The organism is Anabaena sp. PCC 7938 (assembly GCF_049315035.1).
Lineage (GTDB): Bacteria > Cyanobacteriota > Cyanobacteriia > Cyanobacteriales > Nostocaceae > Anabaena > Anabaena cylindrica.
The window spans coordinates 4,108,567-4,121,398 of the sequence record NZ_CP186034.1; the positions used below are offsets into that span (position 1 = coordinate 4,108,567).

10 protein-coding genes and 1 pseudogene are annotated in these 12,832 nt (G+C 36.7%); 2 read left to right on the top strand and 9 right to left on the bottom strand.

Annotated elements, in window-relative coordinates:
* Positions 1-62: 62 nt before the first annotated feature.
* The 3 genes from ACOWPH_RS18785 to ACOWPH_RS18795 are packed head-to-tail and all read right to left on the bottom strand — an operon-like array spanning position 63 to position 2,534.
* Positions 63-962, bottom strand: a complete 900-nt coding sequence (locus tag ACOWPH_RS18785) for a TVP38/TMEM64 family protein (protein ID WP_015216907.1) — start codon at positions 960-962, stop codon at positions 63-65.
* 36 nt (positions 963-998) lie between these two features.
* Positions 999-1,790 carry a TVP38/TMEM64 family protein gene (locus ACOWPH_RS18790; protein ID WP_015216908.1) on the bottom strand — a complete coding sequence of 264 codons (792 nt, stop codon included), beginning with the start codon at positions 1,788-1,790 and terminating at the stop codon, positions 999-1,001.
* Positions 1,791-1,823: 33 nt separating this feature from the next.
* Positions 1,824-2,534: a TIGR04283 family arsenosugar biosynthesis glycosyltransferase gene (locus ACOWPH_RS18795; RefSeq protein WP_015216909.1), complete on the bottom strand. Its 711-nt coding sequence runs from the start codon at positions 2,532-2,534 to the stop codon at positions 1,824-1,826.
* A gap of 559 nt (positions 2,535-3,093) precedes the next feature.
* On the opposite strand from ACOWPH_RS18795, the gene ACOWPH_RS18800 reads away from it, so the two are divergent.
* Together ACOWPH_RS18800 and ACOWPH_RS18805 are read left to right on the top strand one after the other, a co-directional pair.
* Complete coding sequence (locus ACOWPH_RS18800; RefSeq protein ID WP_015216910.1) at positions 3,094-3,819, top strand: PEP-CTERM sorting domain-containing protein; 726 nt, start codon at positions 3,094-3,096, stop codon at positions 3,817-3,819.
* 242 nt (positions 3,820-4,061) lie between these two features.
* Positions 4,062-5,297, top strand: coding sequence for an LL-diaminopimelate aminotransferase (locus ACOWPH_RS18805; RefSeq protein WP_015216911.1), 1,236 nt, complete (start codon positions 4,062-4,064; stop codon positions 5,295-5,297).
* Positions 5,298-5,339: 42 nt separating this feature from the next.
* Here ACOWPH_RS18805 and ACOWPH_RS18810 read toward each other — a convergent pair whose 3' ends face one another.
* The 6 genes and pseudogenes from ACOWPH_RS18810 to ACOWPH_RS18835 all read right to left on the bottom strand — a co-directional run bounded on the left by ACOWPH_RS18810 (position 5,340) and on the right by ACOWPH_RS18835 (position 12,708).
* Positions 5,340-5,477, bottom strand: a complete 138-nt coding sequence (locus tag ACOWPH_RS18810; RefSeq protein WP_015216912.1) for a hypothetical protein — start codon at positions 5,475-5,477, stop codon at positions 5,340-5,342.
* A gap of 30 nt (positions 5,478-5,507) precedes the next feature.
* The gene (locus tag ACOWPH_RS18815; protein WP_015216913.1) at positions 5,508-6,434 is read right to left on the bottom strand and encodes a hypothetical protein; all 927 of its coding nucleotides are present in this window, start codon (positions 6,432-6,434) and stop codon (positions 5,508-5,510) included.
* Between the two features lie 94 nt (positions 6,435-6,528).
* The gene (locus ACOWPH_RS18820; RefSeq protein WP_015216914.1) at positions 6,529-7,137 is read right to left on the bottom strand and encodes an RloB family protein; all 609 of its coding nucleotides are present in this window, start codon (positions 7,135-7,137) and stop codon (positions 6,529-6,531) included.
* Positions 7,130-8,464, bottom strand: coding sequence for an AAA family ATPase (locus ACOWPH_RS18825; RefSeq protein WP_015216915.1), 1,335 nt, complete (start codon positions 8,462-8,464; stop codon positions 7,130-7,132). Before ACOWPH_RS18825 ends, ACOWPH_RS18820 begins: the two co-directional genes overlap by 8 nt.
* A gap of 288 nt (positions 8,465-8,752) precedes the next feature.
* Positions 8,753-10,910: pseudogene (locus tag ACOWPH_RS18830) on the bottom strand (protein kinase domain-containing protein).
* 79 nt (positions 10,911-10,989) lie between these two features.
* Positions 10,990-12,708, bottom strand: coding sequence for a serine/threonine-protein kinase (locus ACOWPH_RS18835; protein WP_015216917.1), 1,719 nt, complete (start codon positions 12,706-12,708; stop codon positions 10,990-10,992).
* Positions 12,709-12,832: the final 124 nt, after the last annotated feature.

Consider the following 12,832-nt stretch of genomic DNA (forward strand, 5'->3'; position numbering starts at 1 on the left):
AGCAGATATAGAGGGTGGGGAAACCCCGCCCCTACTGAATATAAAAATAGCGATAATACTTTTTACAAAATATCCTCATCTAGGGCATTTTTTGCTATGTGAGCAACGTACAATGAAACTGCAACTGTGGCTATTAAACCTGCGATTCTAACTACCCAATTTAAAGTAGGATTACCTGGTTGAGCTTCAGTGCCAATTAGTGCTAAATTTCCAGCTAGGGAACCAATGTAAACGTACATTATTGTTCCGGGAATCATACCTATAGAACCGATAATATAATCTTTGAGAGATACACCTGTAATTCCCAAAGCGTAGTTTAATAAGTTGAAAGGAAATATTGGCGAAAGTCGCATTAATAAAACAATTTTTAATCCTTCTCTACCTACAGCTTGATCAATAGCTGCAAATTTTTTGTTATCGGCAATTTTCTGAGAAACCCATCCTCTAGCTAGATAACGTCCTACTATAAATGCTGCTGTTGCACCTATAGTTGCACCAATAAAAACATATATAGATCCCCAAATTACGCCAAAGACTATACCAGAACCTAATGTGAGAATTGAACCGGGTAAAAATGCAACTGTGGCAATAATATAAATGCCAATAAAGGCTATTGCCCCCACTGTACCCAAATTATCAATCCACTGTAAGGCATTGCGTAAAATTTCTTGAGGATTAAAAGTAGATGAATTAATAGATTCTTGTGCTAAGGCTAAGTCTGTATGTAATAAGCCAGCTATGCTAAATGCGAATAAGGTAAAAGTACACAGCTTTGCTAATTTCTGCAAGTTTTTGTTAATGATAAAGGCAGGACTTCCGCAAGTGTCACCTTTAATATTTTTAGCAGGTGCGCCAGATCTCGTAAGTCTGTTGATAATAATAAATTTATAGGTCTGATACACCCTGCTAATATGCGATTTGCATAAGTTCTGAAAGGTTTTTGTGGAAATTGGATTATTCATAATTTAAAAGTGTTAGGAGATGTAAATTATTTTTATTTAGCGATTTGATTGATCATTTAGTGAGTGTGGATTTCCAACTACTGACACACTTTGATTGAGAGCTTTCTGAGCAATTTTTGTTAGATAACAAGTCATGCTGATTGTAGCAATTAGACCAATTATTTGCATTATCCATTGCCAAATTTGTGTTTCTGGATTGGTTGGTTGATTTGGTGTGTTAATCATGGCAATGTTACCAGCTATTGAGCCAATGTAAACGTACATTACTGTACCAGGAACTATGCCAAGTGAACCGAATATATAGTCTTTAAGGGAGACTTTTGTTACCCCAAAAGCATAATTTAATAAATTGAAAGGAAAGATGGGAGAAAGCCGAGTTAGTAAGACGATTTTCCATCCTTCTTTCGCTACTGCTAAATCAATGGCTTTAAATTTAGGATATTTTTCAAGCTGTCGGCAAATATAATCTTGTGATAGATAACGTCCAATGGCGAAAGCTAGGATAGAGCCGATAAGTGCGGCTATTAATACATATACAGACCCCCAAAATAGGCCAAATAAGTAACCACCTTTGAGAGTTAGTAGGGAACCAGGAATAAACAGTAAGGTTGCCAAATTGTAGATAATAATAAATGCAATTGGCCCAAAAATGCCTAGATTTTGTACCCAAGTTACTGAAATTTGTAAAAATTCCTGAAAATTGATAAATTTAGTGGCAATAATCAGGGTGGCAATTAGGAAACTTAATAATAATAGTTGTAATTTGCTATTTAATCTGGATTTATGATTTGGCATTATGGGGTTAATCCGATTTTTACCAATTATCATCTCCTAAAATACGCTCTTTAAATGAGAAAGAGATTAAATTCTCTTGAATTTTTCCCAACGATACAATTTACGGATGCGTTCTGGTGAAATACCGAGTAGATAGGCAAAGATGATGATTTGGTTAAGGAAGGTGGTGATGAAAATTCCTTTTTTTAACCATCTGCGGGAGGATGTAATTACAGGTATGGAAATAAGAGAGATTTTGCCCTGATTTTTTAACCTGCGGATGAGTTCAAAGTCTTCCATAATTGGCAATTCAAGAAAGTTACCAATTTTTGCAAATGCTACTTGAGTTAAAAAAATTGCTTGATCACCATAGGGCATTTGCCAAAAGCGCGATCGCACTTCTACTCCCCATTCTACCAGTCGCAAACCCCAATGCGGTGCATCTATCCGCAATGCAAAAGCACCAGCTATAATCCCCGGTTGTTGTAAGGTGGTGCGAATCATGTCGTCAAACCCAGGTGGTAAAAGGGTATCAGCATGGAGAAAGAGGAGAATTTCACCAGTAGCTACTGCTGCACCAGCATTCATTTGGATTGCGCGTCCAGGTTGAGAGGAGACGATAGTTGCACCTAATGATTGTGCGATCGCTGTTGTACTATCTTGAGAACCACCATCAACGATAATTATTTCTATATTTGTACTGGGTTGGGTACTTGCGATCGCATTTTTGATATTTTCCGCTTCATTCAGAGTCGGAATGATGATAGAAATTCTCGGATGATCAAGATTTTGAATCATAGTTGATGTGATTTTGGGTTTTTATGATTTGGTTTACCTTCAGGGTATTCTCTGTCAAATATCAGTAAGATACATATTTTCACGACTGTTGTCGTCATGATCATGACTTCTGTAGCCATTACAGGATCGATTTATCATGCTTTCAGCCGTTTACATACATAAGTAAATGGGAATGGATTAACTATCATCTCTCTATATGGAAAAATGTACGTAATTTCCCGTAATTTGTCTTCATATAAATTGACTACTATCTATTTTGATGGAGTTTTTAAGCTACCCCCATACTGCACAAAATCCTACACTTATAAATTTCATCTGGGTTGGAAAAAGCTTGCTGGACAAGGATTAATGGTGGTTGTTAACCATTTTTTCTACACAGTCAAGCATTGTCAATCACCCTAGAGCAACTTTATCTTACCTTCAAACAAGCTTTACTTATATAAAAGTATGGCAAAAATAATACCTTTACTATTTGACATCTCAAAAAATAATCGTAAAATAGAACACATCGGCAGTAACAAACGAAAACTTACACAAATAAATAAGGAAACCAAGTTAGATGAAATCTAAATTCTCCACTTTACTAGCTTCTGCATTATTAGCAACCGGAATTGTTTATACTTCAATCGCTGCACCAGCATACGCTGAGAAAGGTGGCAAAATTCAAGATAACAGCACTAAAGACAAAACCCCTAAAGACAAAACCCCTGAAGTTGTTAGCAGCAGCATTGCTGACGGTGGTCTAACTGGTCTTGCTTGTAATAATTCAAATGTTAAGTTTGGCGCACTCAGTGCTACAGCTTGCGAGGGTGCATTTGCAGGTAATGATACAGGCGAAAAAGGCACTTTACTAGATAAATTAAATGATAATTTGTTTAGTAGCGAAATTGGTACTGGCGTGCAATGGATACTAGCTGGCAAATCAGATAGTGGTAATTTTACCGCAGATAACACTGCTGATGGTGATTTGACATTGGCAGGAAACTTGACAAGCTTTTTAGGCAAGACATTTGTAGTGAGTCTGAAAGCTAGTAACAGTTATAGTGCCTATCTCTTTGAAAATTTCCAAGGTACAACTTTAAAGGCAGCATATAATACCATTGGTGTTTCCACAAATGGTAAAGGAACTGCTCAAGGTTTATCTCACGCTTCATTGTTTCTCTCTAATATCAAACCTCAAGAGCCTCCTAAGAACAAAGTTCCCGAACCAGCTTCTTTAGTAGGTTTAGGTTTAGTAGCTAGTGGTATGGTAATGGCTCGTCGTCGTCGCACCCTTGGTAATTAATACTCCGTAACATTTGATGGCTTACATTCAAGATTAATTAAACTTGTATGTAGCCTAAAATTCCCAAGTCGTCTCAGGATAAGACCTGTAGCGGCTTATTCTATTTGGTGATAAAAATCTTCTTTCTATAATGAACTACGTTTAGGCAGTGTCTCGAAGAAAAGAAAGTTTCAGAGAGTTTTTGCATAAGTCCTGGAATTATTTACAGTAAGCTATTTTAGTGCGTTTCTTCAAAATCTAGAATGGCTACTATTAACGACAACTACTTAAAACTCAAGGCTGGCTACCTGTTCCCGGAAATTGCCCGTCGGGTGAATGCTTTCGCCCAAGCTAACCCAGATGCTAAAATTATCAGATTGGGAATTGGTGATGTAACTGAACCCTTGCCAGAAGCTTGCCGGACTGCAATGATTAAAGCAGTGGAAGAAATGAGCGATCGCTCTACTTTCAAAGGATATGGCCCAGAACAAGGTTATGCTTGGTTAAGGGAAAAAATTGCTATCCAAGACTTCCAAGCACGAGGTGCAGCCATAGAAGCTGATGAAATCTTCATTTCCGACGGTTCTAAGTGCGACTCAGGCAACATTTTAGAGATTTTTGGCAAAAATAACATTATCGCTGTTACTGACCCTGTATATCCAGTTTACGTAGATACCAACGTCATGGCGGGTAACACTGGAGACGCTAATGAAAAAGGCGAATTTGAGGGTTTAGTTTATTTACCTGTCACCGCAGATAACAACTTCACCGCAGAAATTCCTACCCAAAAAGTAGATTTAATTTATCTCTGCTTTCCCAATAACCCCACCGGTGCAACTGCTACCAAAGAACATTTACAAGCTTGGGTAAACTACGCCAAAGCCAACGGTTCGATTATTTTCTTTGATGCTGCTTACGAAGCCTACATTACAGATCCTACCCTGCCCCATTCTATTTATGAAATTGCAGGTGCTAGAGATTGTGCAATTGAGTTTCGTTCTTTCTCCAAAAATGCAGGTTTCACCGGCACACGTTGCGCTTTAACCGTTGTTCCCAAAAACCTTACCGCTAAAGCCGCAGATGGTTCCGACGTAGAACTCTGGAAACTCTGGAACCGTCGTCAATCTACCAAATTTAACGGCGTTTCTTACATTGTCCAAAGAGGTGCAGAAGCGGTTTATTCAGAAGTAGGACAAGCGCAAATCAAAGCTTTAGTAAGTTTCTATTTAGAAAACGCTAAAATTATCCGTGAACAACTCACCAACGCAGGTTTATCAGTTTATGGTGGTGTGAATGCACCTTATGTGTGGGTGAAAACTCCCAATGGTCTATCTAGTTGGGAATTTTTTGATAAGCTATTGCAAACCGTTAACGTTGTAGGAACACCAGGATCTGGTTTTGGTGCTGCTGGTGAAGGTTATTTCCGCATTTCTGCATTTAATAGTCGGGAAAATGTGGAAGAAGCAATGAAACGGATCACTGAGAAGTTTAAGCTTTAGTAAATTTTGGTGGGCGATGCCCACCCTAGTTTTATTTAGCCATTATGCTATCAGTTGAGCAAATGATCCTAAATAATATTTTTTTTGAATTTTATCTTCTTCATATTTATAAAAATCCTCAATATTTTCTTTTTCTTCTTGAATACCAATTCTTAAAAAAATTAAAACCTCATTTACCACTATATATTGAAAAATAATACCTTTCCAATCTTATTCTGGTCTTTCACTTATAGGACAATAAGGAAACCTACTTCTAGTAAAAATGACTCTTGTTTCTTCGCGTATTTTTGTTATAGATTCAACTATGATATTATTGGCATATTCAATATCTATTCCTATTGATTCCAAATAATTTTTTTGAATTTCATCTTCTTCATAATTATAGAAAGCCTCTAAAATATTCTCTTTTTCTTCTTCTTTAATACCGAGACTTTCCAAAAAATTAAAAACTGCATCTTCCCATTGTTCTTGAAAAATTATACCTTCCCAATCCTCTTCAGTCATATTTTTAGAATCTAGAAAAGCTTGATAGGCATCAGGATGTAATAATTCTGGTTTATAAATGCTTAAATCCCATATATTCTTTAAGTCATATTTTTCTTGGGTTTCATAAAAATGCCAAGTGTCAACAATAAATCCTTCATTTAGATACCTCTCTAAGCCTCCAACATATGTCCAAATAATAGGATTTACTCCTGCTGATATTTCATAACCTTGTCCACCACATATTAATATATTCCATGTTTTGAAATCGAGGGAATCCTTTTTTGCCAACTCATTTAATATAGTCTCATCTATTCCCTTGGCTCGAAGAATATCTATATTTGAAGAAATAGGATTAGTAGAAAATAGAAAATCATAGAATAATAATTGTCCTATAATTTTTCCTTTCAGCAAGTCATCAGCGTGTAGCAATTTTGCTTCCCAGAGATGAAGGTTTAACTCACTATCAATTTCTATTATGTCTGCTCTATAGTCTGGCATAAACTTTATATCTTCCCCTCTGGCGACACTATTTTCAGTATCGTATCTCAGCGGAACTTCCTCAATAAATTGGCTACCATATAAATAGCTATTATTGGGAACGGTTTTTATAAAATTAAGAAATTGTTTTTGATAAAATTTTTCTGAAGGCATAGATTAAATTGGGTTGAAATTAAATAAAAATATGGACAGGTCAATTAACATTAGATTTGTCTAGAAAATACAAATTGTAATTATTCTACAAACATTATCGAATAAATCTGTTTAACTCTGCAACTAACTGATGTACTGTTGTTGAAGGATTATCACTTTCTGGATTTTCAGGATCATATTGTTTGAGAAGATTTTTAGCGTGTTTGATTGCTGTAGATTGAAAAATCTCTAACTCCTCATAAATTATATCACTATTCTTTTTATATTTATGTTTTAGCCATTTTTCTAACTTAGTTATGTAATCTTTACGAGGAAGTCCAGTATTGAGAAATTCAAAATGCAATACATACCATAATTCAAAAGCTTCATTAGAGTAAGCAATTTGAAATCCTTCTCGTTTAGCGTTTGCAATTGCATTATTAAAATCCTGTTTAGTCCAATCATCTCTATCAAATACACACCAGACTTGATCATAATCTCCTTGGACTTTTAACTCCTTTGCCTTTTCTACTAAGTTACTGGGATTATATCCGAATCCTCTGACATCAATTACATCTTTAGGGACGCGAAAACTCTCGAAGTAATTTGGCTCAGTTTTGTCACCTTCACAAATAATTAAAAATCTTTCTATGATATCTCTAGTTGCAACTTTTCTATCAGAATAACCACGAGATGATGATGCACTCGAACTTTTTTTAGGCATTAGATTCACTTATGATTTGACTTAAATTACCAATAAAAGGAATAGCGCCATACCTACCTTTGATATAATCACTTTCAAATGAGGCATCATTTCTAATTTTATATTCAGCTAAGGAATATAAATCTGTAGCACCATATTTGTTTTTTTCGGTAAACCAAATCTGATCTCTACGAAAAAGTTTATTACTCAGCAAGTTTGTATCGTGAGTCATAAATACTAGTTGTGCATTATTAAAATTTGTTTCTTTAGAGTTAAATAATTCAACTATTGCTTTACTGATTAAAGGGTGAAGTCTCGCGTCAAATTCATCAAAGATCAAAATATTACCATTTTTAAGAGTATCTACTAATAACCCAGCAATAGCAAATATTTTTTGAGTTCCTTCAGATTCTTGATTATCTAAGTCAAACAATTCCATAGAAATAGAATTACCTTGCTCATCAAATTTTTGATGTACAGTATTAATAGGAGGTGCTTTTTGCAATATAGATTTAATCGTATAATCTATGAATTTATTTTGCATTTCTTGAGAAGAATTGGCATGAATAGGAAGTTCCGAAGCTTTAAAATAATTTATTTCTGGTTCATTTATTCTTATTTCTCTAATACCTAAATCTAATTTTTTAATTAATTGAATAATTTCTTCTCTAAAATCATTATTCTCTGTCAGACAGCGAAATGTATAATCGAAATAATCTCTATTATCTAAGCCGGAAATAATTTGTAGTTTAATTGTGAGCCAATTTAGTATTTTATCAGCTATTTCCACGTTAAATTGAGCAGCCACTGAAAGAAAAAGCGCATTTCGTCTAGTTTTTGGGTGAATACCTTCACCTTTAAATGTTTTAGATAGATATTCCATTTTATCAGTTTTTCCATCATAAACCCGTTCAAAGAGCCGAGTTTCTCTTGTCTTGGGAACATAAAATAGCCATTCTGAAACTATGCTTTCTTTAGTAGCTTCAAAACCATATCTATACTTTTTCCCATCTAATATAAACACAATTTCAAAGAAAGATGGTTGTGCTTCAGTTTCTGTACTTAACCTAAATGCTTCAACTTCTATTTTATCTGTGCTTTGAGTATCTTTAGAGGAGTTAATCATAAACCATTTCATAAAAATAAGAGCTTTGGCTAGATTACTTTTACCACTAGCATTAGCCCCATAAATTGCGGCACTTTTGAGTAATTTAAGCTCATCATCTACTGCAAAAACATTATTTTCATCGAGTTCTTTTTCTTTAGCGACGATATTAGCCGCTACCATACTAAAAGTGACTTTATCTTTGAATGATCTGTAATTACCAATACTAAACTCTATGAGCATAGTCATCTCCTATACTTAAACAACATATTTGTGAAAATTTCACAGATATATCATCTAAGCATAGCGGTTATTGAATTATATGAATTAATTAAATGCGATAATTTACATTTAATAGCATTAGTTCTGGAATATATTTGTATAAATGGCATTATTGCAAATAGCGGAAACCGCTGTAACCAACAAGTATTGCAATGCGTCAAACCTCTAAAATGGTTATTGTCAACAGATTTTTGATATCTGACGCACCTACAAAAGATATTCAATGTGATACTTGAGTAAGCCCTATTTTTAGTTTTTTGGGGCTTCAGTTGGGGTTTCGGTTGGAGTTGCTGTTGGGGTTTCGGTTGGGTTTGCTGTCGGAGTTTCGGTTGGGGTTTCAGTTGGTTCTGGTGGTGTTGGAGTTTCTGCTGTCAGAGTCAGTTGATAATCTAATGGTTTCGTGGCTGTGGAAACAACTACAAATTCATAAAATCCTGTTTCTGGTAATGTTTTAGAAACTGTACGTTGTTGAGAATCTTCTAAAAATGTCACTTTCCCAGAAGGAGAATAAATTGATAGCAAAATTTGGGAATTTGCTTCTAGTTCAACTTTCATATTTTGCTCTTTGGCCAGTCCAGCGATAAATACTTTACCCCTACCAGGTTGCAGAGTTCCGCTAACTGTTTTACTGATACCACCTTCAGGAAAAACTATTCTTTGAAATGCGCTGTTTGAAAGGATAGCATTAAGTTGATCATTGACAAAACCATACCAAACTTGGCCAATGGGTTGTTTGAGAAAATCTTTACCCTTCTGTTCAGGAAATTTATTTAAAAAAGCGGCATCACCTAAATCATATAAAGAACGACTACCAACGTTGACTTTATTAACTTCGACTTTCCAGCGATCGCCTTCTGAAGAAGTGTAAGTTCCTAGCTGACGACGAGAATTAGAACTGAGTCCTGAGAGCTTTTCTAGGACTTCTGAGGCGGTTTTATCCCATTCTGACCGCAAACTTTCATCTTCTGGACTATCGCTTAGGCTACGCCCTTTTAAGCTGGGGTTCTTTTCCCAAAAAACTTGATTAATTAAACTCACATAAAAGCCATTATTTATATCTAACTGTTCCCGGAGATTATTTAATTTTTGTTTGCGTGCTTTTTCTGCTGGGGAATAATTATCTGAAGGTTCTGGGGTTGGGGTTTCGCTAGGGGTAGGACTAGATGTAATTAAAGGGTCGCTTCCTGCTAGATTCCGTGTCCGGTTATTGATTCCCCACCACAGTAGACCGATACTGGCTGATAAAGCTAAGGTGACAATGAAGATGTTTGTTGGTGTCCAAACGCTTGGAGGTTGCGGAATGGGTGTATTGACAGGTTGAGGTATTGGGGTTTTGGGGGAAGAGGGAGACGATACAGCGACAGTTGCAGATGTGGGAACGTAAGCAGGGACTGGTGGGTTGGTATGATGTGGTAGTTCTGTGGGGGGATAGGTTGCTGGTTGGGGGTTGAGTGCATCTAAAACTTGACGGGCTGTTTGATAGCGATCGCTCACATTTGGCGATAACATTTTATCTATTATCTGTCCTAGCATGGGACTGAGGCTTACTTCTCGTCGCCATTGCCAAGTAAAATCATAATTATCAATTAGTTCTTGGGGTTGTTTACCTGTCAGTAAAACTAACACCGTTACAGCTAAAGCATATAAGTCACTGTGGGGAGACACCACACCAGTTTGCATTTGTTCTGGGGGTGCAAATCCTATTTTCCCTAATAAGGTTGCCGCTGGGGGGGATGTCATAGCACCGCTTTGGTAATATTGAGAAGCAACTGTTGCGGCTACTTGTTTGACACCACCAAAATCAATTAATACGGGTAATTGATCAACGGTGCGAAGCATTAAGTTATCAGGAGAAATATCACGATGAATGACACCAACAGAGTGGATGTATTCCAGTACTGGTAAAATTTGCTGTAATAGCTGACGTACTTCTGTTTCTGTAAATTTCAACCCTTGCTGTTTGCGATTATTTAATAAAGTATTATAAGTGTCACCGTTGACATGATCTTGTACTAAAAATAGGTATTCTTTCCCTGCTAGGTTGATGCGTAACAGTTCTCGGAAGCGGGGAATTTGCGGGATGCTGTAGGTTATAAAGAACACTTGCTTCTCTCTGAAAAAGTTCTGCTGCTTTTTGGACAACGTAAGGAGTTTGAACTTGGGGAGAGAATTCTTTTAAAACGCAAGGTTCCCGAAAGCGATTGATATCTTCAGCTAAATAAGTACGTCCAAACCCTCCTTGTCCGAGTTGACGTACAATAACATAGCGATCGCCTAAAGTTTGTCCTGCTTGAATACCATTGCTACCAGAATTTGTAGGGATCTCCGACATTTTCTCCCCACATTGGAGACAAAACTTACTACCCGACGGATTTTGATGACCTTGAGAACAATAAAGATTAGTCATTAGTAATTCGTAATTCGTAATTCGTAATTCGTAATTGAGAAAACAGGTTATTACTCATTACCCAGTCCCCAGTCCCCAATCACCTGTTCCCTACTTTATCAGATGCGATCGCATACCAAATTTGTAAAAAGGTTGGCTGATTTAGTTTCCCACGCACTTGACCAGGAAACAACGGGTCAAATTTTTGATATGTGTCTGCTTTCAGTTGTTCAATAGTTCTATATTTACCCAATTTACCTGACTCTGCTAGTTTCCCCCAAGTTTCGTAATCTTGTCTAGTATAACTTCCCAGTTTCCTGCGGGCTGCAACACTGAGATTGGCACGTTCTATTTTATTCAACAATTCCTCCGCCACACCATACCATTGTTCACGTAATGCCGCATCTTCCGGGTTGCCGGTGAGGGTACGTCCTCTTAATTCTGGCTTATTAGTATAAAATATCTCGTCTACAGTTCCTGTAAAAAATCCTGAAGGAATTTCTAGCTGTTGACGACGATTAGAAATTTTTTCCAGACTGGGAGTTGTTTCTTTATCACTAACGGGTTGAGTATTTGGTTTTCCTCCTAAGGGTATTTGTGGAAGTGAAATTGTCGGCACTGTAATTGATGTGACTGAACGATAGACAAAATTTCCTGCTGCAAAAACCCCCGCACCAGTTAAAACAATGGCACTGGTTCCCAAAAAGCTGACAGCAAAAGGACGCAACCATACTGGCATTGGTATCTGTTGAACAGCTAGTTGAGTCCGACTATGAAATTTACTGCTAATAGCTCTAACACTTTTTATACCTGGTGCAGCTATCATGGTTTTCAACTTAGTCATGTAGACATTTTGGCTATTAACAGTCGGTGCAATGGTATTTGCTGTTTGAATAGAAGATGATGCAGGTAAGTCTTTGAGAACTTGTTCAGCTTTTTGATAGCGATCGCTCGGTTTATATGCCAACATCTTCTTTAAGACCGCTTCTAATTTGGGACTTACCTTAATTTCCTTTCCCCAATACCAATTCCCGTTATAGCTATCATAGAGTGATTGCGGTTCCTTCCCAGTAATTAACACCAAAGCAGTCACCGCCAAAGAGTATAAATCACTACTTCTAAATACCTTGCCTTGGATTAACTGTTCTTCAGGTGCATAACCCTTTTTACCCAACAAAGTCCCATTACCACCCAACTGAGTCTGCCAAAAACCCTGAGAAGCTGGTAATTGTTTCACCCCACCAAAATCAATCAATACAGGTAAATTATCACTTTGGCGTAAAATTAAATTATCCGGTGAGATATCCCGGTGAACAATATCTAGAGAATGAATATAAGTCAGCACAGGGAGAATATTGTGCAGCAGGTTAACAACTTCCTCCTCACTAAAAGATTTCCCCTGACTTCGACGATTTTCAAATAATTGGTAATAATTTGCACCCTCAACATAATCTTGGACTAAAAAGAAAAAATCCTTAGTGCCAATCTTTGCTGCAAAAGAAGCGTGAAAACGCGGAATTTGGGTATGTTGGATTTTTTTGAGGACACTTGCTTCCCGTTCAAATAGTTCTTTAGCTTTTTGTAAATCCTGTGGTTTCACAATTTGGGGTGCAAATTCCTTTAAAACACACGTTTGGCGCGATTTTTGCCTATCAATCGCCAAATAGCTCCGACCAAAACCACCTTGTCCCAATATACGCGCAATTTCATAGCGATTATCTATCACCTGTCCTACAGTCAAAGGTAATGCTTCCCCACAGTTAGTACAAAAACTGTGACTATCATTATTTGCGTGTTTTTTACTACAATATACCAGCATGGTACGGGAGGATGAATTAACCAATTTTAGATTTGGGATTTTAGATTGTATCACCTGGAAACAATATGACATAGACAAGGCTGAAATTTCCACCTTTCCTCTTTCCCAGCAAGTCCATATTTCC